Source organism: Mycobacterium sp. SMC-2, assembly GCF_025263485.1.
Classification (GTDB): domain Bacteria; phylum Actinomycetota; class Actinomycetes; order Mycobacteriales; family Mycobacteriaceae; genus Mycobacterium.
Window position 1 is genome coordinate 1768263 of the sequence record NZ_CP079863.1, and the last position, 19961, is coordinate 1788223.

Annotated in this window: 22 protein-coding genes; 8 read left to right on the forward strand and 14 right to left on the reverse strand. The window is 69.4% G+C overall.

The genetic code is table 11. From position 1 onward, the window contains the following. Window positions 1-31: 31 nt before the first annotated feature. The gene (locus KXD96_RS08430; RefSeq protein WP_260744147.1) at window positions 32-445 is read right to left on the reverse strand and encodes a nuclear transport factor 2 family protein; all 414 of its coding nucleotides are present in this window, start codon (window positions 443-445) and stop codon (window positions 32-34) included. A 50-nt stretch (window positions 446-495) separates the two neighbouring features. Between KXD96_RS08430 and KXD96_RS08435 the strand changes: the two genes are divergently transcribed. Further along, entirely contained in the window at window positions 496-1107 is a 612-nt protein-coding gene (locus KXD96_RS08435; RefSeq protein ID WP_260744148.1) for a TetR/AcrR family transcriptional regulator, read from the forward strand. Here KXD96_RS08435 and KXD96_RS08440 read toward each other — a convergent pair. From KXD96_RS08440 to KXD96_RS08460, 5 genes are read right to left on the reverse strand one after another with little or no spacing between them, the layout of a single operon-like run. Beyond that, complete coding sequence (locus tag KXD96_RS08440) at window positions 1104-1502, reverse strand: hypothetical protein (RefSeq protein ID WP_260744149.1); 399 nt, start codon at window positions 1500-1502, stop codon at window positions 1104-1106. The two genes, KXD96_RS08435 and KXD96_RS08440, sit on opposite strands and share 4 nt — an antisense overlap. After that, the gene (locus tag KXD96_RS08445) at window positions 1499-2380 is read right to left on the reverse strand and encodes an alpha/beta fold hydrolase (protein WP_260744150.1); all 882 of its coding nucleotides are present in this window, start codon (window positions 2378-2380) and stop codon (window positions 1499-1501) included. The genes KXD96_RS08440 and KXD96_RS08445 overlap by 4 nt, the downstream gene beginning before the upstream one ends. Before the next feature lie 5 nt (window positions 2381-2385). Beyond that, window positions 2386-3189: a class I SAM-dependent methyltransferase gene (locus tag KXD96_RS08450; protein WP_260744151.1), complete on the reverse strand. Its 804-nt coding sequence runs from the start codon at window positions 3187-3189 to the stop codon at window positions 2386-2388. Continuing rightward, window positions 3186-4004, reverse strand: coding sequence for a class I SAM-dependent methyltransferase (locus KXD96_RS08455; RefSeq protein ID WP_260744152.1), 819 nt, complete (start codon window positions 4002-4004; stop codon window positions 3186-3188). The genes KXD96_RS08450 and KXD96_RS08455 overlap by 4 nt, the downstream gene beginning before the upstream one ends. Next, a complete protein-coding gene (locus KXD96_RS08460) occupies window positions 4001-5518 on the reverse strand; it encodes an MFS transporter (protein WP_260744153.1) in 1518 nt (505 codons plus the stop codon). The genes KXD96_RS08455 and KXD96_RS08460 overlap by 4 nt, the downstream gene beginning before the upstream one ends. Window positions 5519-5597: 79 nt before the next feature. Between KXD96_RS08460 and KXD96_RS08465 the strand changes: the two genes are divergently transcribed. Continuing rightward, complete coding sequence (locus KXD96_RS08465) at window positions 5598-6239, forward strand: helix-turn-helix domain-containing protein (protein WP_260744154.1); 642 nt, start codon at window positions 5598-5600, stop codon at window positions 6237-6239. Here the strand turns inward: KXD96_RS08465 and KXD96_RS08470 are convergent. Next, the gene (locus KXD96_RS08470) at window positions 6221-6793 is read right to left on the reverse strand and encodes a peroxiredoxin-like family protein (protein WP_260744155.1); all 573 of its coding nucleotides are present in this window, start codon (window positions 6791-6793) and stop codon (window positions 6221-6223) included. The genes KXD96_RS08465 and KXD96_RS08470 overlap by 19 nt on opposite strands. Before the next feature lie 269 nt (window positions 6794-7062). Here KXD96_RS08470 and guaA point away from each other — a divergent pair, with 269 nt between their 5' ends. From guaA to KXD96_RS08485, 3 genes are all read left to right on the forward strand, one after another. Beyond that, window positions 7063-8622: a glutamine-hydrolyzing GMP synthase gene (gene guaA / locus KXD96_RS08475; protein WP_260744156.1), complete on the forward strand. Its 1560-nt coding sequence runs from the start codon at window positions 7063-7065 to the stop codon at window positions 8620-8622. 236 nt (window positions 8623-8858) lie between these two features. After that, window positions 8859-9548 carry a hypothetical protein gene (locus KXD96_RS08480; RefSeq protein WP_260744157.1) on the forward strand — a complete coding sequence of 230 codons (690 nt, stop codon included), beginning with the start codon at window positions 8859-8861 and terminating at the stop codon, window positions 9546-9548. 36 nt (window positions 9549-9584) lie between these two features. Beyond that, the gene (locus KXD96_RS08485; RefSeq protein WP_396878735.1) at window positions 9585-11123 is read left to right on the forward strand and encodes a DNA polymerase Y family protein; all 1539 of its coding nucleotides are present in this window, start codon (window positions 9585-9587) and stop codon (window positions 11121-11123) included. A 53-nt stretch (window positions 11124-11176) separates the two neighbouring features. On the opposite strand, the gene KXD96_RS28750 is transcribed toward KXD96_RS08485, so the two are convergent. After that, a complete protein-coding gene (locus KXD96_RS28750) occupies window positions 11177-11494 on the reverse strand; it encodes a GNAT family N-acetyltransferase (RefSeq protein WP_396878737.1) in 318 nt (105 codons plus the stop codon). A gap of 44 nt (window positions 11495-11538) precedes the next feature. Between KXD96_RS28750 and KXD96_RS08490 the strand changes: the two genes are divergently transcribed. Next, window positions 11539-11673: a hypothetical protein gene (locus KXD96_RS08490; RefSeq protein ID WP_260744158.1), complete on the forward strand. Its 135-nt coding sequence runs from the start codon at window positions 11539-11541 to the stop codon at window positions 11671-11673. Window positions 11674-11784: 111 nt separating this feature from the next. On the opposite strand, the gene KXD96_RS08495 is transcribed toward KXD96_RS08490, so the two are convergent. Continuing rightward, complete coding sequence (locus KXD96_RS08495) at window positions 11785-12243, reverse strand: hypothetical protein (protein WP_260744159.1); 459 nt, start codon at window positions 12241-12243, stop codon at window positions 11785-11787. Window positions 12244-12254: 11 nt separating this feature from the next. Then, window positions 12255-13274, reverse strand: coding sequence for a nucleoside hydrolase (locus tag KXD96_RS08500; protein ID WP_260744160.1), 1020 nt, complete (start codon window positions 13272-13274; stop codon window positions 12255-12257). Window positions 13275-13313: 39 nt separating this feature from the next. Here KXD96_RS08500 and cmaA1 point away from each other — a divergent pair, with 39 nt between their 5' ends. Further along, entirely contained in the window at window positions 13314-14201 is an 888-nt protein-coding gene (cmaA1, locus tag KXD96_RS08505) for a cyclopropane mycolic acid synthase CmaA1 (protein ID WP_260744161.1), read from the forward strand. Window positions 14202-14231: 30 nt separating this feature from the next. Here cmaA1 and KXD96_RS08510 read toward each other — a convergent pair whose 3' ends face one another. From KXD96_RS08510 to KXD96_RS08520, 3 genes are all read right to left on the reverse strand, one after another. Continuing rightward, a complete protein-coding gene (locus KXD96_RS08510; RefSeq protein ID WP_260744162.1) occupies window positions 14232-14975 on the reverse strand; it encodes a 2OG-Fe dioxygenase family protein in 744 nt (247 codons plus the stop codon). Window positions 14976-15018: 43 nt separating this feature from the next. After that, window positions 15019-17019: an SDR family oxidoreductase gene (locus KXD96_RS08515; RefSeq protein WP_260744163.1), complete on the reverse strand. Its 2001-nt coding sequence runs from the start codon at window positions 17017-17019 to the stop codon at window positions 15019-15021. A gap of 94 nt (window positions 17020-17113) precedes the next feature. Continuing rightward, window positions 17114-17827 (reverse strand): histidine phosphatase family protein, encoded by a 714-nt coding sequence (locus KXD96_RS08520; RefSeq protein WP_260744164.1) that lies wholly within the window; start codon window positions 17825-17827, stop codon window positions 17114-17116. 84 nt (window positions 17828-17911) lie between these two features. Between KXD96_RS08520 and KXD96_RS08525 the strand changes: the two genes are divergently transcribed. Then, on the forward strand, window positions 17912-18784 hold the full coding sequence (locus KXD96_RS08525; protein WP_260744165.1) for a MaoC/PaaZ C-terminal domain-containing protein: 873 nt from the start codon (window positions 17912-17914) through the stop codon (window positions 18782-18784). On the opposite strand, the gene otsB is transcribed toward KXD96_RS08525, so the two are convergent. Next, the gene (otsB, locus tag KXD96_RS08530) at window positions 18775-19911 is read right to left on the reverse strand and encodes a trehalose-phosphatase (RefSeq protein WP_260744166.1); all 1137 of its coding nucleotides are present in this window, start codon (window positions 19909-19911) and stop codon (window positions 18775-18777) included. The two genes, KXD96_RS08525 and otsB, sit on opposite strands and share 10 nt — an antisense overlap. Window positions 19912-19961 lie beyond the last annotated feature (50 nt).

The window sequence follows — 19961 nt, forward strand, 5'->3', positions numbered from 1 at the left end:
TGCCCGCCCCGGTGCTGAGAAAAGTCCGCGCTTACCGGGGAACAAACGTGCCCGACAGGTGCTCCGCCAGTGGCGCCAACGCCGCGCGATCGAAGTAGACGTCGTTGCGGCTCAGCCGATCGCCCCGCGCCAAAGCCAAGTCCATACCGTCGATTTCGACCTCGGCGTCGTCGTCTGTGCAACGGAATTTGGCACGCCAGAGGACCGCGGCGCCTTCGTCGTCGCGCAACGGATACGCCTCGCGCAAAGTCCAGTGCATCTGCCAGCGGTCGAAGAGCTTCGTCAGGTAGCGGCGCATCGCGTCGGAACCCTGCACAAAGCCGCGGGTGTTCGGGTCGCGGTAGCGGACGTCGGCGGTATAGCAGTCGACGACACGTTCGACTTCCTGGGTGTTCCACGCTTCGAGAAGCCGTCCTGCCAGCTCGATTGTGCGCTCGCGGTCCATCGCCGTCTCCAGAGTAATACTCTTGTTGTCTAGAGTAGTACTCTAACAGCATGGCAGCGACCCCGGCAACCGTTCGCACCGGCGACCGCCGGGCGGCGATCATCGAGGCAGCGCTCAATCGGTTTCTCGTTCAAGGCCTCAACGCGACATCGTTGCGGCAGATTCAGTCCGACGCGCGGGTCAGCAACGGCAGCCTCTTTCACCATTTCCCTAGCAAGGAGGTGCTCGCGGCCGCGGTCTATGTCGACTGCGTGAGCCGTTACCAGCAGGCCTTCCTCGCCGAGCTGGGGCGGTATGAGGATGCGGAGACCGCCGTGCGCACCATCGTCGATATGCACCTCCGTTGGTGTGTCGATCACCCCCAGATGGCGCGATTCCTCATCACGATGACCGAGCCGGCAGTGCTGCGGGCCGCCGAGAGCGAGCTGACGCGGCTGAACGAGCGGTTCGCCACCGCACTGCATTCGTGGTGGCGCCCACACGCCCACTATGGGACCTTGCGACCACTGAGCCCGGCCCACAGTCAGGCACTGTGGCTGGGTCCGGCCCAGGAGTTGGTGCGTTCCTGGTTGCTGGGGGTCATCAAGGATCCGCCGGGCGCGAGCGATGTAGAGGTCCTCGCCGACGCGGCGTGGCTCTGCCTGCGCGCCAGCACCTCTTAGGCACGCGCCCCGCGCCGGACCGGAAGCCAGCAGGCCGCCAACGGCACAGTGGTGAGCAGTCCGAGCGCGACCACGCCAGCCAGGTGCTCGCGCTCGTCACGCATGGTCACGGCCATGGCGAACATGGCGGCGAAGTGCGCGGAGTTGGCGGTGAGATTGAAATCCAGGAACAGCCGGTTGGCGAGCGGGGCCCGCGCCGAGGCGAACAGGAACAGCGCCCAGACGATGTAGACGGTGGAGAACATGACGGCTATCGGGTGGCCGCCACCGCCCCAGTCGAAGAGAGCGTTGGCCCGATCGGTGATTGCGAACACCAGGTCGGGCACGAAGAAGAGCAGGTACCCGACCGCGGTCAGCCGGATCATCACCGGCAGCCACGACGCCGCGCGGTTCATCTTCCGGTGCTTTGCCGGATGATCCGGGCCATCTCGGCTGGGCGCTCGAGCGCCGAGAAATGGCCCGCGCCGGGCACAATGCTGGTTTCGCCGCTCCCGAGCCGGCGAGCGACGTCCGCTCGCTCCGCCGGACGCGACCAATCGTGCTCGCTGTAGGCCAGCGTGACGGGTGCCGTCACCTGCGGGTAGCGATCTTTCGCGTCGACGAACCCGGTGAGGCTGCGCATGACGGCCCGGTTCACGGTCGGGTAGCCGCGCCGACGTCCGCTGCGTCGCAGCTCGGTGAGGAAGTCCTTCGGCAGCGCGTGGCGGTCGGCGAAGCCGCCGGCCAGCACGCCTTCGAGGATGAGGCGGTTTTCCAGCCGGGCGAAGACCGGTCCGGAGCTGGGCAGGCGGACGCCCGCGCCGATCACCCGGGCGAACCAGTTGCCGCGCTCCAGGCCGCTTGGGTAGTCGTAGGGATTGAAGGCGACGACGTGGCGCACGCTGTCCAGCTCGATCGAGGCCGACAACGCGAGCGCGGCGCCCATCGATTCGCCGGCCAGCGTGACGTCACGCAGGTCGAGAGTTTCGACGAATTCGACGACGGCGCCGCGTGTTTCCGGCTCGCCGTAGCGCGCGCCGGGGACGATGTCGGACCACCCCATTCCGGGAAGATCGAGCGCGTACACCGTGAAGTCGTCCCACAGCGCGGGCACGACCCGCTGGAAGTAGTCGAGCTGGGTGCGCACGGTGTGCAGCAGGACGAGCGGTGGGCCGGTCCCCGTCGTGAAGTAACGCAACCGGGATCCGTCGGACCGCTGGAAGAACTTCACCTCGCCGTGACCGCCGCTCCACGTCATCGTGTAGCGCTGGTCGGCAGTCTCGTTGGGCCGCAAGGCATTCATCGTGTGCTCACCGCCTGAATGGCCCGAAGCCGTCCGTCGGCCAGGGCGCGGGTGAGGTTTTCGGCCTTGCGCCGGAAGTCGGGGACGAAGGCGTGCAGGCTCAGGGGGCCGGCGGGCTGGGCCAGCACGGTTTGCATGAGTGCGGCCGCCTGCTCGGTGAGGTCGTTCCAGCGTTCGACGGCGAACCCGGCGGACTCGACGGCGGCGCGCAACTCGTCGGCGCTGACCAGATGGCTGCGGGAGGGTTGGTCGGCCCATGGCAGGGGATAGTCGAGTCTGCCGTGTTTTCCTGTCGTGATGTCCCACAGGGCGAGCCGTCCGCCGACCTTGAGGACTCGGCGCGCTTCGGTGTAGAGGCGGGCCTTGTCAGCCACATTCATCTGGACATGCTGGCTGATGGCGACGTCGAAAGTGTCGTCGGCGAAAGGTAATTCGGTCACGTCGGCCTGGTGAACGTCGATGAGGCCGTCGAGGCCGACAAGGCGATTGAGCCAACGCGCCGTATCGCAGTATTCGTCAGTGAGATCCACCGTGGTAACCCGGCAGCCATAGCGGTCGGCGACGTATCGGGCGGTGCCGCCGATCCCGCTGCCGGCGTCGAGCACTTTGCTTTCACCGGCGATGCCGACCAGGCCTACGAGTTGGCTTGTCGCCACCCGGCCCATGGTGTGGAAGTCTTCCAGCAGGCCCAGATCGGTGGGGGCGAGGCGGCCGAGGTCCTTTCCGGCGGACAGCAGCGCCTGCTCGATGTTGTTCTGCGACAGTCCGGTTGAGTACTGGTCCGGAATCGTGTCGTTCATGGCCGCACCCGCGCCCAAGCGGTGATCAACGGGGGCATCGTGATGAAGGCGTTGGCCGCGAGCGCTTCCCGCTGAAATTGCGGCACGAAGTTGTCGATGTCGCTCACCTCCTCGATGACGAAGCCGCCCTGTTCCGCGACGGGGGACACCAACCGCCAGACTTCCGCGGCGTAGGCGAGGATGTCGGCGTCGGCGGCGGTGCCGACCGGCGTCCCCTGGGTCAGGCGCGGCGCGCCCAGGCCGGCGTCGGTGAAGACGGTGTGCAGCGTGGTGCCGAACCGCGCGGACAGGCCCAACGCCTCGAACGCGCGGACGATGCCCGCCGACACCCGCCCGAACAGCGGCAGGTCCGGGATGGCGCGCGTCGCGGTGATGTCGTTCTCGGAGAACGCGACGACGCCGCCCGGGCGCACGAACGAGCTCAGGTGCCGCAGCGTGCCGGCCGGGTCGGGCAGGTGCATGAGGATCAGCCGGCCGATCACCGCGTCCACCGGTTCGTCCAGTGTGATCGCATCGACGGCGTCCTGTGTGAAACGCACTGTGCGCAGGCCTTGCTCGGTGGCACGGGCGCGGGCGAGCTCGACCATCGCGGGCGCGGCGTCCACCCCGAGGACACGCCCGGTCGGGCCCACCAGCCGAGCGGCGATGAACGACACGTCACCGGGGCCGCAGCCGATATCGAGCACCCGCATGCCCGGCCGCAGCCCGGCGAGTCGCAGTGCGTGCTCGGTGTAGTCGTTGTACAGCCGCCCCTGCAGGAGGAGTCGCCGCACCTCCACGTCGGCGTGGCCGAGGACATAGGTGCTGTCGCTCATGGGAGTTTCCTATCGGTTTGACGTGCCGGCAGTAACCAGCCGACGACGATCGCGGCGCCCAGCGCTATGCCGGCGCAGACCAGCGAGCTCACCTGAAGGCCGTCCAGAAACGCGCGATCGACCGCGGCGCGGACGCCGCCGGCTTGTTGGGCGGGCAGCTGCTCGATTACCCGGTGCGCCAATGCCATTGAATGCCGCATGGCCTCGGCGGGCAGGCCGGTCAAGGCGGACGCGCCGAGGTGTCCCGAGTACACCGAGGCGAAGATGCTGCCGGCGATGGCGACCCCGAGCGTGCCCCCGAGTTCGCGCGTGGTGTCATTGACGGCCGAGCCGACCCCGGCCTTGTCGACGGACAGCGATCCCATGATCGCCTCGGTGGCCGGGGAAACGGTCAGGCCGAGCCCGCCGCCGAGCAGCAGCATCTGTGTGGCGATCTGGGTGTACGGCGTGGCGGCGTCGGCCGTGGACGCCCACGCCAGCCCGGCGGCGAATACGGTCAGGCCGGTGGCGACGACGGCGGTGGTGCCGACCAGTTCGACCAGCCGGGGCCCCGCAATGCTGGCCAGGGCGGTGGAGACCGCGACCGGCAGCAGCCGCACCCCGCTCTGAAAAGCGGTGTAGTCCTTGATGAATTGGAAGTACTGGGTGATGACGAAGATGAAGCCGAACAACGTCAGGAACCCGGCCGTCACGGCCAGGCTGCCGCCGGAGAACCGGCGGTTGACGAACACCGAGACGTCCAGCATGGGGTGGGTGCTGCGCCGCTCCCAGAGTGCGAATGCGACGAGGATAGTTGCAGCCAAAGCGAACCCGCTTGCAGTCCGGACGTTGGTCCATCCCCAGGTCGGCGCCTGGATGACCGTGTAGACCAGCGTCGTGATGCCGGCCGCGGACAGGATCAGGCCGGGGACGTCGACGCGTGGTGCCGCCGCGTCGCGCGAGGTCGGCACGAACAGGGCGCCCCCGGCGATGGCCAGCGCGGCGATCGGGATGTTCACCATGAAGATCGAGCCCCACCAGAAGTGCTCGAGCAGCCAGCCGCCGCTGATCGGCCCCACTGCCACCCCGACGCCGACCATCGCCGCCCACAGGCCGATCGCCTTGGCGCGCGCCGCCGGTTCGGTGAAGATGTTGGTGATCAGGCCCAGCGTGGTCGGGAAGATCACCGCCGCGCCCACCCCCATGGCGGCGCGTGCCGCGATGAGCGCGTCCGCCGAATTTACCTGTGCCGCAACGGCGGAGGTCGCCGCGAACAATGCGAGCCCGGAGTTCAGCCAGCCCCGCCTGCCGTAGCGGTCGCTAAGGCTGCCCGCCGAGAGCAGCAGGCCGGACATCACCAGGGTGTAGGCGTCGACGATCCATTGCAGTTGCGCGGTGTCGGCGCCGAGCTCGCGCGACAGGGTGGGCAGTGCGACGTTGACGATGGTGGCGTCGACGCTGATGACGAAGACGCCGAGGCAGATGACGGCGAGCGCGGGGATCGGGTGGTTCCGCAATACGGGTTCGGTACGCATGAACAAGATGGTAAAGTCGATAGACAAATAAATCAAGTAGTAAGTAGAAAAAGATGTCTAGCCTTGGTAGGGTGGCCTGGTGGCACCGCGCAGGACCTACAGCCAGAACTGCCCGATCGCCCGCGGACTCGATGTCCTGGGCGAGCGGTGGACGCTGCTGATCCTGCGCGAGCTGGTCGGCGGCCCCCGCCGCTACGGCGACCTACGCGCCGAGTTGCCCGGCATCGCAACCAATCTGCTGGCCGAACGGCTCAAAGAACTGCAGGACGCGGGGCTCGTCGACCGCGCCGACCTGCCCGCGCCGATCGGGCGGACCGTCTACACGCTCAGCGACATGGGCTGGCAGCGGGTGCTGCCGGTGTTGCAGAGCGTCGCGTGGTTCGGGCTGGACCGGCTGGACCCGATCGATGATGGCCCGGCATCGCCACTCAACGGGTTCTTGGCCGGGATCCTGCTCGGCTTCGACTCCGGGCGGGCCGCCGGATTGGAGGCGACGTGCCGGGCCGAGATCGACGGCCGGCGTTTCGACTTCGCGGTGACACAGGGACGCTTGGCTGCTGCCTACGGCGAACCCTCGGTGACGATCACCGGCGGGGCGGCGGATCTGGTGACCGCCCGCCTGGGATCGAGCGAGGCCAAGCGAAAGGCGGCGCTGCGGCGCATCGCTGTGACGGGCGACCCGGCGGCCGCCGGCGCGATGCGTCAGGCGTTCGCGCTGTAGGCGTGCGCCAGCAGCTCGTCCACCGTCCATTGGTCGTTGGCGTGGGTGCCGCGCTTGCACGCCACGACGCGGCCGTTCGAGCCGATGAGAAAGTCCGCGGGTAGGCCCAGATGGCCGCCGGTCGGATGCGGATTGGTCACCGGCATGCCGCCCCGGTTTCGCCAATAGCTGGGACGGGCCATCGCCACCACCGTCGGCGGCACCGCGCGGGGGTCGAGCACGGAACGCGGCGACGAGCCGACACCGAACTCGGCGTACAACGCCTTGGCCGGGTCGCCAATCACCGCGAACGGCAAATCGCCGACGTATTGCCGCAATTCGTCGTCGGTCGAGTGGAATACGACTACCTCACGGATACCGGCGTTGGCGATCTCGCCGTGGCGGCGCGCGATCGACTGCAGGTGAACATTGCAGATGGGACAGCCGGCGAAGCGTCGGAACTGCAAATGGACGAGTCGGTCGGGATCAGGAATCGGGACCGGTTCGCCGGAAACCGTGACCAGTTCTCGCGGGGCGACGGCGCTACCCCGGCCTATCGCCGGGTCCTTGCTCATGGGCGGCTCCTGTCTAACGAAGAGACTCCCTTCCCAACGAAGAAATGTACGGGCTGATTCCGACCCCACCAGGACACCTCGGGCCGCATCTCCTCCGATCGACTCGCGCAGTGGTGCGAGCCGACCGGGAGCGTTAGTCCCCGGCGTCCAGCAGGGCGTCGATGGCGAGGTCTTCGCGTCGCCGAAGAACGCACCATCAGCCCGTTCTTCGCCTCGGCCGAAGGCACCGCCGCGCCCGGCCGGTCGTCGCTAGCCACTAAGCTGGCTGCGTGGAAACCCCCTCCCCGCGGCCCGTGCTGGTGGTCGACTTCGGCGCACAATATGCGCAGCTGATCGCCCGGCGTGTCCGGGAGGCGCGGGTCTTCTCCGAGGTCATCCCGCACACGGCGTCGATCGACGAGATCAAGGCCCGGCAGCCGTCGGCGCTGGTGCTCTCCGGTGGGCCGTCCAGCGTCTACGAGGAAGGCGCCCCGCAGCTCGATCCCGCGGTGTTCGACCTCGGCGTGCCCGTGTTCGGTATCTGCTACGGATTCCAGGCCATGGCGCAGGCCCTGGGCGGGACCGTCGCCCACACCGGCACCAGCGAATACGGCCGCACCGAGCTGAAAGTGGTTGGCGGCGAACTGCATTCGGGGCTACCAAGCGTCCAGCCGGTGTGGATGAGCCACGGTGACGCGGTCACTGCCGCACCGGACGGGTTCGACGTGGTGGCCAGCAGCCCGGGCGCGACGGTGGCCGCCTTCGAGAACCGGAGCCGCCGCCTGGCCGGGGTGCAGTACCACCCCGAAGTCATGCACACCCCGCACGGCCAGCAGGTGCTCAGCCGATTCCTGCACGACTTCGCCGGGCTCGGTGCGGAGTGGACGCCCGCCAACATCGCCGGCGCGCTGGTCGAGCAGGTGCGCGAACAGATCGGCGACGGGCGCGCGATCTGCGGGCTGTCCGGCGGCGTGGACTCGGCGGTGGCCGCCGCCCTGGTGCAGCGCGCCATCGGCGACCGGCTGACCTGTGTTTTCGTCGACCATGGACTGCTTCGCGCCGGCGAGCGCGCGCAGGTACAGCGCGACTTCGTGGCGGCCACCGGCGCGAAGCTGGTCACCGTCGACGCCGCGGACACCTTCCTGCGGGCGCTGTCGGGGGTGACCAACCCGGAGGGCAAGCGCAAGATCATCGGCCGCCAGTTCATCCGGGCCTTCGAGGGCGCGGTGCGAGACATCGTGGGGGACAGTGACTCTCAGGTCGAGTTTCTGGTCCAGGGCACACTGTATCCGGACGTGGTGGAATCCGGCGGGGGCAGCGGGACCGCCAACATCAAGAGCCACCACAACGTCGGCGGCCTGCCCGACGACCTCAAGTTCAAGCTCGTCGAGCCGCTGCGACTGCTGTTCAAGGACGAGGTGCGCGCCGTCGGGCGTGAGCTTGGCCTGCCGGAGGAAATCGTTGCGCGCCAACCCTTTCCGGGTCCCGGCCTTGGTATCCGGATCGTCGGCGAGGTCACTGCGCAGCGGCTGGAAACCCTGCGCCGCGCCGACTTGATCGCGCGCGAGGAACTCACCGCCGCCGGCCTGGACAACCTGATCTGGCAGTGCCCGGTGGTGCTGCTGGGCGAGGTTCGCTCGGTGGGCGTGCAGGGCGACAACCGCACCTACGGGCACCCGATCGTGCTGCGCCCGGTGTCGAGCGAGGACGCCATGACCGCCGACTGGACCCGGGTGCCCTACGAGGTGCTGGAGCGCATCTCGACCCGCATCACCAACGAGGTGGCAGAGGTCAACCGCGTGGTACTGGACATCACCAGCAAACCCCCGGGCACCATCGAGTGGGAGTGATTTCCAGTCCGGATTGGCCACGACACGTAACCAGTTGCGAAGACGCGCCGACGGGAGTCGCGCCAGTTTATGTCCCGTCGAACGGGCCTCTTTAGGCCCATCCGCCCCACCGGTATCGATCGCATAAAGCCGCCCCTTTAGTTTCTTGACGGTTGTCGGAGGGCGGGTGTTTACTCTCAATCAGTCGAACATACTTTCGAAAATAGTCGTGCGAGAGCGGTGGTAGGAGGCTGATCATGACTGCGGCTTTCGCCCCCGATCATCGCCGGGAAACGCGCGCTGAGCAGCTCGAATCGCTGCGCCGGCGGATGGCCGTGATCACCGGCAAGGCGCCGGGCCCCGCGTCCGGCCGAGCCTCTTGTGCCGACGACCTGCTGCCGGAATCGGAATCCCGGCTGGCGCTGCCGCGGTGGCTGGCGGAGTCGCTGCCGGCGCCCCTGCCGCGCGGAACGGTGGCGGTGCTCTCGGGCGCCCGGTCGCTGCTGCTGGGCATGGTGGCCGCGGTGACGGCGACGGGGGGCAACGTGGCAATCGTCGGCCAGCCGGACATCGGGCTGCTGGCCGCCGCGGAGATGGGGGCGGACCTGAGCCGGGTCGCGGTGATACCGGACCCCGGCACCGATCCGGTGGAGGTGGCCGCGGTGCTCGTCGACGGCATGGATCTGGTGGTCCTCGGCCTGGGTGGCCGCCGGGTGCCACAGACCCGGGCGCGGGCGGTGGTGGCGCGGGCCCGCAACAAGGGGTGCACCGTGTTGGTCACCGACGGTGACTGGCAGGGGGCGCCCACCCGGCTTCAGGCCCGGGTCTGTGGCTACGAGATCACCCCGGGCCGCCGCCCGGGATTCGGCCGGATCAGCCGGGTGCGGCTGCAGGTCAGCGGGGTGTGCGCGGGACGGCGAGTGACCGCCCGGGCGCGAGCCGGGTGAATCCCGGTGGCATCCCGCGTGCTGGCCATCTGGTGCATGGACTGGCCGGCGGTTGCGGCGGCCGCGGCCGCCGGCCTGCCCGCGACCGCCCCGGTGGCGGTCACGTTGGCCAATCGGGTGATCGCCTGTTCGGCGGCCGCCCGCGCGGCGGGAGTGCGGCGGGGGCTGCGGCGCCGGGAGGCGGCGGCCCGGTGCCCGCAGCTGCACGTCGGCACCGCCGACGCGGACCGCGACGCCCGCTTCTTCGAAGCGGTCATTGCGGCGGTGGACGACCTGGTGCCGCGCGCCGAGGTGCTGCGGCCCGGGCTCCTGGCGCTGCCGGTGCGCGGGGCGGCCCGCTATTTCGGTTCCGAGGCCGACGCCGCCGAGCGGCTGATCGACGCGGTGGCCGTGAGTTCGGTGGCGGGCGCCGAGTGCCAGGTCGGGATTGCCGACCGGTTGTCCACCGCGGTCTTCGCCGCGCGCGCGGGCCGGATCGTCCCGCCGGGGGGCGACGCCAGGTTCCTGTCGGTGCTGTCGATCCGTCAGCTCGCCACCGAGCCCAGCCTGTGTGGTCCGGGGCGGGAAGAGCTGACGGATCTGTTGTGGCGGATGGGGATTCGCACCATCGGTCAGTTCGCCGCGTTGTCGGCCACCGACGTGGCGTCCCGGTTCGGCACCGACGGGGTGGTCGCACACCGGCTGGCGCGCGGTGAACCCGAGCGGGGACCGTCCGGGCGGGAGCCGCCGGAGGAGCTGGAGGCCGTGCTGGACTGCGACCCGCCGATCGATCGGGTCGACGCGGCGGCCTTCGCGGGGCGCTCGCTGGCCGCCGCGCTGCACCGGACGCTGATGGCCGCCGGGGTGGGCTGCACCCGGCTGGCCATTCACGCCGTCACCGAGGGTGGCGAAGGGCTGCAACGGGTATGGCGGTGCGCCGAGCCGTTGACCGAGGACGCCACCGCCGACCGGGTGCGCTGGCAACTGGACGGGTGGTTGAGCAGCCGGACGCGCGATGCGCGGCCCACCGCACCGGTGACGCTGTTGCGGCTGCGGGCGGTGGAGGTGGTGTCGGCCGAGGCGCTGCAGTTGCCGCTGTGGGGTGGCTTGGGTGAGGAGGACCGGCTGCGGGCCCGCCGGGCCCTGGTGCGGGTGCAGGGCCTGCTCGGCCCGGAGGCGGTGCGGGTGCCGGTGCTGTCCGGCGGGCGCGGGCCGGCCGAGCGCATCACGTTGGCCCCGCTGGGTGACGAGCCGGTGCCACGGGCCGACCCGGGTCTGCCGTGGCCCGGGCGGCTGCCCGAGCCGTCACCGGCGGTGTTGCTCGATGATCCGGTGGAATTGCTTGACGGGCAAGGCAATCCGGTGCGGGTGACGAGCCGGGGGCTGCTCTCCGCCGACCCGGTGCGGCTGACCCTGCACGGCCGAGACGAGCGGCTGGACTGGTGGGCCGGGCCGTGGCCGGTCGACGAGCGGTGGTGGGATCCCGAGGTGGCAAGGGGCCGCACCGCCCGCGCGCAGGTCCTGCTGGAGGACGAGCGGGCCTTTCTGCTGTGCTACCGCCAGCGGCGCTGGTACCTCGAGGGCAGCTACGAGTAACGGTGCTATCCGGTGGGCCGCAACGTGTCTGGCGTCACGATTTGGGTGCTGTATTAGTGGGTGAGATGTCGACTCAGCAGTCTTCGGCCCTCGTCGGTGAAGTTGTGGTGGGAGTAGTAGCGGAAGAGCTGATCGGCGTTGGTGCCGTTGGGAGCGATGACGAGCTCGAGGGTGCGGCAGCCGTGCGATTGGGCCCAGGCGGCGCTGTCGCTGATCAGTGCGCTGCCGACTCCTGTCCGCCGTGCGTGGGTTCCACAACAAGTCCTCGAGTTCTGCGATGGCCCCTTGTTCGAGTCCGAAGCTGAAGGTTGTGATGGCGAAGCCCACGATTTCGTCCTGGCGGCCAGCGACAGCGATTCGGGCGGTGTCAGCGTGCAGTAGGACGGTCAGATTGGCGTGAAGCTAGAAAACCGGTGTGGTGCTCGGCGAACCCCTCCAGGCCCACACCGCGATCGGCGGCGCTTTGATTGTGCTCGGCGTCCTCGTGCTGGCCAGGGCCAATCGCATCGGGACGACGGATCGCACGGCACCGATTTCTGGCGTCCCCTAGCACGACGAGCGTGAAAGTGTTGAGCGCCAAGCACGCGGATCTCGAAGGGTTCTAGCCAGGCCCGCGCGCGAGCGGGCCGACCCACAACCCGTGGGCCAAACGGCCTGTGCCTCAGGCCCGCCCGGTGCGTACCGCCCGCGCCCGCGCCATCAGCCCGCGACCGCCGGGCAGCGCCCCCACCACCGTGCGCGCCAACCGGTCGCGCCCGCGGAGGCCGTCGGTTCGGGCTTTGCCCGCGTGCAGGTGGCGCCAACCCAGGGCCGCCCACGACGCCGCGACGACGGCGTCGGTCAGCCCGCCGCGAGCCCGGCGTTGGTCGACCACGGCCAGGCCGAGCGCGGTGATCGAGTGCACCGTGTCGACCCAGACGCCGGCCGCCAGCACCTCGGGGCCGGGATCGATTCCCGACAGCAGCGCCTGCCCGAGGTGACGCCCGCCCAGGATCCGGGTGACGACCAGCGCCTTGCGATCGACCTGCACCCCATGGATGTGGTCCAGCACCTGGGACGGGGCGGTCAGCAGCGCGGCGCCCCAACCCGCGCGGAGGACTTCGATGAGACGAATCTTCATGAGGTATGGGCTTACCCGCGCGCGAAGTGCCCAACCCGTTCGATGAACTTCTCGAAGAAGGCCGCCGCGTCCACGTCAATGCCGATCAGCACGTTGGGTTCTCGCCGCCCCGACCAATCGGTCACCGTCATGGCGCGGGTCAGGGTCCCCGTCAGCTCGATGTCCACCGTCGCGGGGCGCGTGGTGACGAGCCCCGGGTCCAGCGCCACGGCGGCGGCCAGTGGATCGTGCAGATGCGCCTGGTAGCCATGGCCGACGTCGTGGTAGGCCTCCAGGTAGAACCGCATCGCGTCCTCGATCACCCGAATCAACGGGTTGGACGCCGTCGACCGGGTGCCGGGCTCGTCGTCCACGCTCATCGGCGTCGACGTCGACCCGGCCGCGGTCGCCAACCTGGCGAGGTGATCCGGCGTCATCGCCACCTTGCGGGTCAGGTCCAGGCCGCACAGGATTGGAAGGCGCTCGTGGCCAACGGCTTCGGGGGTCCAGGCGGCAAGGACCTCGGCGGCGGCCTCGGGGTCCACGCTGATGTTCCATTCCGCCACCGCAGTGGTGTTGCCCCGGTGATCGTAGGAACCGCCCATCACAACCAGCCGGCACAGCAGCGTCGGCAGCTCCGGCTCGGCGCGCAGCGCCAGCGCCAGATTGGTCAGCGGGCCCGTCGCCACGCCGACGAGCTCACCGGGATGGGCGTGTGCGGCGCGCACCCAGGCGGTCGCCGCGTCGTGGTCGGTCAGCCGGCGATCGGTGGGCGGCAGGTCGGCATACCCCAATCCCCTGGGGCCGTGGACCTTTGACGGCAGCCGCATCGGACCGGTCAGTGTTTCCGCGGAACCCTTCGAAACCGGTATGCCGGTGCACCCACATAGCTCCAGCAGGCCCAGATTATTCTCGCAAACCTGTTCCACCCCAACGTTTCCCCCGGTAGAGGCGATGCCGACCACGTCTGCGTCAGGGCTGGCGAACAGGTACATCAGCGCCAGCGCATCATCCACGCCGGTGTCGACGTCAACGAAGACGGGAGAGTTCATTGTGTCAAACATACTTACCTCGGCGGCTAGGCTGACACGATGCCAACGACATCGGAGCCGCCCGAGGGCACTGATTTAACGCCGCACTTCGACGATGTGCAGGCGCACTACGACTTGTCGGACGACTTCTTCCGGCTATTCCTCGACCCGACCCAGACCTACAGTTGCGCCTACTTCGAGCGCGACGACATGACGCTGGAAGAAGCGCAGATCGCCAAGATCGATCTCGCCCTTGGCAAACTTGGGCTGCAACCGGGCATGACGTTGCTCGACGTCGGCTGTGGTTGGGGCGCCACCATGATGCGCGCCGTGGAAAAGTACGACGTCAACGTCATCGGGCTCACCCTGAGCCGCAACCAGGCCGAGCACGTCGAGCGGCTGATCGGCCAGTCCCAGAGTCCGCGTTCCGCCCGTATCCTGCTGCAGGGCTGGGAGCAGTTCGACGAGCCTGTCGACCGGATCGTCAGCATCGGCGCCTTCGAGCACTTCGGGCACGAGCGCTACGACGCGTTCTTCACCCTGGCGCACTCGCTGCTGCCGGACGACGGGGTCATGCTGCTGCACACCATCACCGGGCTGCACCCGACGGAGATGGTCGAGCGCGGCATGCCCTTATCGTTTCTGTTCGCCCGATTCGTCAAATTCATTGTGACCGAGATCTTTCCGGGTGGGCGGCTACCGTCTATCCAGATGGTGCAGGAGCGCGCCACCGCGAACGGCTTCACCGTGAGTCGCGTCCAGTCGCTGCAGCCGCACTACGCGAAGACGCTCGACATCTGGGCTGCCGCGCTGCAAGCCCACAAGGACGAGGCGATCGCGGTGCAATCCGAGGAAGTCTACGAGCGGTACATGAAATACCTGACAGGCTGCGCCGAGATGTTCCGGATCGGATACATCGACGTCAATCAGTTCACGTTGCAGAAGTGATCACCGGCGCCCGTCAGGCAGGCGGCGACCCTACGGCCAGGCCGAGGCGAAGGTGACCACCAGGACGTCGCGCTGCACCGGGCGACAGCCGTCGATCGGCCGGATGGGGGAGACACCGTGCAGGGTGCGGCGGTCGTCGCCCAGCATCAGCGTACCGGGCTCGGCCAGCGTCGTCGCCAGCAGCTGCCGGCCGTCGGAGTCGCACACCGTGCTCTCGCCGCCGATGGCGTTGCGCCGCCCGACCAGCAAGGAGCTGACCAGGGTGACACCGTCGCGGTGCATGCCCTCGGGTGTCGGATGACCGCCCTCGTCCGTTAACGACCGAATCCGGAACGGGTGCACCTTCACGTTCCAGTCCGCCACGTCATCCAGGGCCCCCGCCACCCGGGCCAGCAGGTTGATCACCTTGTGCAGCAACGGATCCCGCGCGAACGAGTCGGTCAGCGGCTCGAAGTCGCGATCCTTGCCGATGTAGAGCGGGTTGGACTCCTCCGGCTGCACGAACGTGCGCCTGGGCATCGGGTGCAGCACGCCGTCGCGAAAGGAGTACTGGCCGTACCGGCGCAGCCGCTGCACCCCCAGCTCCGCCGCGTAGGGGTCGGGGCCCAGCTGCTGCCAGTGCCGGGCGAACCGGGTCCACTCCTGGTGGCCCACGCCCAGGCTTCGCGTCACGTCGAACGAGGACATCACCGCGGCGCCCGTCGTGGCGACCAGGCGGGCCGCGGCGGACACAGGGTCGGCGTCCGCCCGCCGCTCGGAAAGAATCTGGGTCATCGCGCCGGAATACCGCAATCGGGCGCGGCCGAAACGCTTTGGCCTACCAGTGCACCCCGGGCACCAGGCGCACCAGACGTTTGACTCCTCGCGGCGTCCGGACGCCGCGGGTGACCGAACGGACTGGCCGCCTGGGCTTGCGCGGTTGGGCAGCCGCGGCCGGTTCGGTGGGCAAGCCGCGGGCGGCGGCGGAGTCCGGGTAACCCAGGTAGAGCTGGTGCAGGATGCGCCGGGACGTCCGCGGGGCGAAGTAGTTGCCGACCTCGGCGAGCGTGCCCAGTGGGGTGTCGATGCGCGCCGGCTTTTCCACCAGGCCGCGCACCACCATGGCGGCCGCGCGTTCCGGGCTGATCGCGGGCACCGGGTTGAGCCGGTGCGACGGCGCGATCATCGGCGTACGAACCAGTGGCATATGGATATTGGTGAACGTGATGTGGTCGGACAGCGTCTCGGAGGAGACCACGTCGGCGAACGCGTCCAGCGCCGCCTTGGTGGGCAGGTACGAGCTGTACTTGGGGTTGCGCGCCTGCACGCCGGCGCTGGAGACGTTGACCACGTGACCGAAGCGGCGCTCGCGCCAGTGCGGCAGCAGCGCCAGCACCATCCGCACGGCGCCGAAGTAGTTGACCGCCATCACCCGCTCGTAGTCGTGCAGGCGGTCGCATGAGTTGATCACCGAGCGGCGGATCGACCGCCCGGCGTTGTTCACCAGGTAGTCGACGTGGTCGAAGCGGCCCAGGATGTCCTTGATGGTGTGCTCGACCGAGGTGGAATCGGTGACGTCACAGGTGAAGGCGTGGGCGTCGCCGCCGCCCGCGCGGATCTCGGCGACCAGTTGATCCAGCGCGTCGGCGCTGCGGGCCAGCGCGAACACCGTCGCCCCGCGCTCGGCCACCGCGATCGCCGCCGCGCGGCCGATGCCGCTGGACGCACCGGTGATGATGACGTGCCGGCCGTGCAGCGGCCCCTTCGGATCGTCCCGGCGGGCCCGGTCCGGGTCGAGGTGCTCGGCCCAGTACCGCCACAGCTTGGGCGCGTAATCCGAGAACTCGGGGAGGTCAATGCCCTTGCCCCGCAACACCTTCCGAGTCTGATCGCTGACGAAGGTGGGCTTGAGGTCGACGAGGTCGAAGACCTCGGCCGGGATCCCCAACTGGGTGGCCGCCATGTTGCGCAGCACCCTGGCCCGCCCGCGCACCTTCAGCACCGGCGCGGCGACCGAGCCGGGCAGCGACCCGCGCGCCGGCGGCAGGCCGGCCGCCTTGGCGACGCCGCGGTAGATGCCGCGCAGCCCAACGGTTTTGGGAGAGGTGAGGTGGAACGTGCGGCCGTCGATGCCGTCGCCACGCATGAGCGCGACGAGCGCGTCGGCGACGTAGTCGACCGGCACGATGTTGGTGCGGCCGGTGTCGGGCAGCAGGATGGGCGTCACCTTGGGCAGGACCGCCAGCCTGGCCAGCACCCCGAAGAAGTAGTACGGCCCGTCGATCTTGTCCATCTCCCCGGTGCGCGAGTCGCCCACCACCACAGCCGGGCGGTAGATCCGGTAACGCAGTCCGGGCGCCGACCGCACCAGCTGCTCGGCCTCGAACTTCGTCCGGTGGTACGGGGTCGGCAGCCGCTGGCCGACGTCGAAGTCGTCCTCGGTGTACTCGCCGGGGAAGTCGCCCGCCACGGCGATCGAGGACACGTGGTGCAGCGTGGCGCCCAGCCGCCGCGCCAGTTCGATGACGGCGCGGGTGCCTTCGACGTTGGTGGCCCGCTGTTCGGCTTCGCCCGCGGTGATGTCGTAGACGGCCGCGCAGTGCACGACGTGGTCGATCCCGCCCAGCTCGGCGATGGTCTCGTCGGTCAGCTGCAGCTCCGGCAGGCCGGCGACCAGCGGCTTTGCCCGCTCACCCCACTCGGCCGCGAGCCGTTCGAAGCGACCCAGGGACTGCCGCCGGACCAGCACCCACACCCGCGCATCGGGCTCGGCTGCCAGCAGACGACCCACGACGCGGCGACCAATAAACCCGGTACCGCCGGTAACGACATAGCGCATGCAGCCATCGTGGCGGCTCGCCGCCGCCCGCGTCAACTACCTATGGTCGCGACCCGCTTCGCCCGGCTACGCCGCGCTTGCGGTCGCCACGCGGTCAACTGTGGAAGTCGCGGATGCCGTCCCAGTCCACCAGGGTCCACCCGGTTATCGGGTTGCCGGTGATCACCACGCGCCCGATGTTGGGCAGCGGGTGGCTGGTCAGCAGCGTGTTCTTGGCGTTCTTCGCGTTCATCAGCGTCCAGTACTCGATGGCGAACTTGTGCGAGAACACCACCGGGTTGTGCTGGCCGCTGTTGTAGACCTTCTGGATGGCGGCGGTGAATTGTTCGTTGAACTGCTTGCCGCTGATCGACCCCGGGATGCTGTTCTGCATGTCGCCCCTGAGCCAGTCCGCCGGGGCCAGCAAATACGTCGCGGCCTCCTGGGCGATCGGCTTGCCCTCGAACCAGCCGGCGTTGATCTCCTGAATGCCTTGCAACACCTCGACCTGCTTACCCAGCTCGGAGGCCAACGGCGCCGCGGTCTGCTGGGCTCTGGCCATGGTGGAGGCGTAGACGCCGTCGTAGTCCTTATGGCCCGCTTGGTGGGCGACCTGCTGGGCCTGCCCCTTGCCCTCGGGGGTCAGGCCGACCCCGGGCACCGAGGTGTCGATGACCCCGCTGACGTTGCTCTCGGACTGGGCGTGCCGGATGAACGTCACCGTGATGCTGCGCGCCTGTGGTGATCCGCCACAGGCGCCGACGATGACGACCGCGACCAGCGCCGCGACCGCCTTCGAGACGCTGGAGACCAAGCTGCGCTTCGGCATGGGAGATAGCCTGCCCTGCCGACGGCATCGGTGGGAAGGGTTTGCGATGGTTAGGTGGAGAAAATACTTGCGAAGGAGGCTCAGATGGCGATTGACCCGAGTGCCGTCGGCGCGGTGACCGAACCGATGCTTTTCCAGTGGACCGACCGGGACACGATGCTGTACGCGCTCGGCGTGGGCGCCGGCGTCGACGACCTGTCGTTCACAACAGAGAACAGCCATGGCATCGACCAGCAGGTGCTGCCGACGTACGCGGTGATCTGCTGCCCGGCCTTCGGCGCGGCCGGCAAGATCGGGACGTTCAACCACGCCCTGCTCTTACACGGATCGCAGGGTATTCGGCTGCACGCGCCGCTGCCGCCCGCGGGGAAGCTGTCGGTGGTCACCGAGGTCGCCGACATCCAGGACAAGGGCGAGGGCAAGAACGCCATCATCATGCTGCGCGGCCGCGGCACCGATCCGGACTCGGGTGCGCTGATCGCGGAAACCCTGACCACGCTTGTCATTCGCCAGGCGGGCGGGTTCGGCGGACAGCCGGGTCAGCGGCCGACCGCACCGGAATTCCCGGATCGCGAGCCCGACGCTCGCGTCGCGCTGCCCACCCGGGAGGACCAGGCGCTGATCTATCGGCTCTCCGGTGACCGAAACCCGCTGCACAGCGATCCGTGGTTCGCCCGGGAGATGGCCGGGTTCCCCAAGCCGATCCTGCACGGGCTGTGCAGTTATGGGGTGGCGGGCCGCGCGCTGGTCGCCGAGCTCGGCGGCGGGATCGCGGCCAACATCACCTCGATCGAGTCGCGGTTCACCTCGCCGGTGTTTCCCGGCGAGACGCTGACCACGCTGATCTGGCGCACCGAGCCGGGCAAGGCGGTGTTCCGCACCGAGGCTTCGGGGGCCGAGGGCTCCGGCAGTCGGGTCGTGCTCGACGACGGCGCCGTGGAATACGTTCAGGGCTGACCGGACAGCCGGCGTGCCAGCCGCGCGGTGAACTCGGTGGCCTGCGCGGGGCTGTCCAGCGCGAACCGCGCCGCGGTGGCGCGGTCCCCGTCTTCGTAGTGCCGCACCAGGATTGGCACACCACCGTCGCGGACCGCGTCGAACGCGTCCTCGTCGGTGATGTCGTCGCCGAGATAGACCGGCGTGCGGGGGTCCGAGCCGGAGCCGGTCAGGTGATCGAGCACCCAGCGCAGCGTTTTCCCCTTGTCCCAGTCCAGGTCTGGGCGCAGCTCGATGACCTCGCGGCCGGTGGTCACCCGGAGACCGTCACGACGGCCCGCCGCGCGCACCGCGGCCGCCACCTCGCCGACCCGGTCGCGCGCGGCGTTGCGGTAATGAGCGGCGACCCCAAAGCGCTTGTGCTCCACCACCACACCGGGGATGGTGCCCAGTCGCTCGCGCAGCTCGCCGGCCGCGGCGTCCAGCACCGGTATGGCCGCCGCGGCGGCGTCGTTCTGGTGGTGCGTGCCGTCGGGCGCGGTCAGCTCGAAACCATGGCTGCCGGCATACCAAATCCCCTGCACGCCTACTCGTTTCGTCACGTCGGCCAGATCGCGGCCCGACAGCACCGCGACCGGGCAGCGCGCGGCCAGCTGCCGCAGCGCCTCGGTGGCGCCGGCGACCGGGGTGGCCGCGTCGGGCTCGCTGACGATTTCGGACAGCGTGCCGTCGAAGTCGAAGAACACCGCCGGCCGGCGCGCGGCCAGGTCGTCCAGGGCGGTCAGCGCGTCGGGCAGCTGCGACATCCGGCGGTCCCCGGTGCGCACGGCGACCTCGCGGAGGTCGGCGACCACCGCGTCCGCGCCGGCGTCTAGCAGCGCGTCGCCCCGGCCCGCCCGGTCGACGCCGATGACCAACGCGAATCCGGCGGCGCGCGCGGCCTCGACGCCGGCTTCGTCGGCGGTGACGACCGCGCACCGGCCGGGCCGGACCTGCAGTCGCCGGGCCGCTTCCAACGGGTCCTCGGTGTAGACCGCGGTGCCTACCCCGATCTCGCGCAGCCGCCCTTCCAGGGTGGGGTCGGACGCGTCGAACAGCACCGCGTCATGGCGGCGCGGGTCGATGGTGACCGGTCCCGGCTGTGGCATGACCCCACCTTCTCACGGTGGTCGGCCCGGCCGAGCGTCGGTCGGTGCCG

Excerpts from the sequence above, each read along its gene's own strand:
- KXD96_RS08460 (WP_260744153.1), bottom strand. The coding sequence starts at position 5,518 with ATGCGTACCGAACCCGTATTGCGGAACCACCCGATCCCCGCGCTCGCC.
- KXD96_RS08485 (WP_396878735.1), top strand. The coding sequence starts at position 9,585 with ATGGACTGGCCGGCGGTTGCGGCGGCCGCGGCCGCCGGCCTGCCCGCG.
- KXD96_RS08525 (WP_260744165.1), top strand. The coding sequence starts at position 17,912 with ATGGCGATTGACCCGAGTGCCGTCGGCGCGGTGACCGAACCGATGCTT.
- cmaA1 (WP_260744161.1), top strand. The coding sequence starts at position 13,314 with ATGCCAACGACATCGGAGCCGCCCGAGGGCACTGATTTAACGCCGCAC.
- KXD96_RS08510 (WP_260744162.1), bottom strand. The coding sequence starts at position 14,975 with ATGACCCAGATTCTTTCCGAGCGGCGGGCGGACGCCGACCCTGTGTCC.
- KXD96_RS08435 (WP_260744148.1), top strand. The coding sequence starts at position 496 with ATGGCAGCGACCCCGGCAACCGTTCGCACCGGCGACCGCCGGGCGGCG.
- KXD96_RS08450 (WP_260744151.1), bottom strand. The coding sequence starts at position 3,189 with ATGAACGACACGATTCCGGACCAGTACTCAACCGGACTGTCGCAGAAC.
- otsB (WP_260744166.1), bottom strand. The coding sequence starts at position 19,911 with ATGCCACAGCCGGGACCGGTCACCATCGACCCGCGCCGCCATGACGCG.
- KXD96_RS08470 (WP_260744155.1), bottom strand. The coding sequence starts at position 6,793 with ATGAGCAAGGACCCGGCGATAGGCCGGGGTAGCGCCGTCGCCCCGCGA.
- KXD96_RS08495 (WP_260744159.1), bottom strand. The coding sequence starts at position 12,243 with ATGAAGATTCGTCTCATCGAAGTCCTCCGCGCGGGTTGGGGCGCCGCG.
- KXD96_RS08500 (WP_260744160.1), bottom strand. The coding sequence starts at position 13,274 with ATGAACTCTCCCGTCTTCGTTGACGTCGACACCGGCGTGGATGATGCG.
- KXD96_RS08440 (WP_260744149.1), bottom strand. The coding sequence starts at position 1,502 with ATGAACCGCGCGGCGTCGTGGCTGCCGGTGATGATCCGGCTGACCGCG.
- KXD96_RS08455 (WP_260744152.1), bottom strand. The coding sequence starts at position 4,004 with ATGAGCGACAGCACCTATGTCCTCGGCCACGCCGACGTGGAGGTGCGG.
- KXD96_RS08480 (WP_260744157.1), top strand. The coding sequence starts at position 8,859 with ATGACTGCGGCTTTCGCCCCCGATCATCGCCGGGAAACGCGCGCTGAG.
- KXD96_RS08520 (WP_260744164.1), bottom strand. The coding sequence starts at position 17,827 with ATGCCGAAGCGCAGCTTGGTCTCCAGCGTCTCGAAGGCGGTCGCGGCG.
- KXD96_RS08515 (WP_260744163.1), bottom strand. The coding sequence starts at position 17,019 with ATGCGCTATGTCGTTACCGGCGGTACCGGGTTTATTGGTCGCCGCGTC.
- KXD96_RS08430 (WP_260744147.1), bottom strand. The coding sequence starts at position 445 with ATGGACCGCGAGCGCACAATCGAGCTGGCAGGACGGCTTCTCGAAGCG.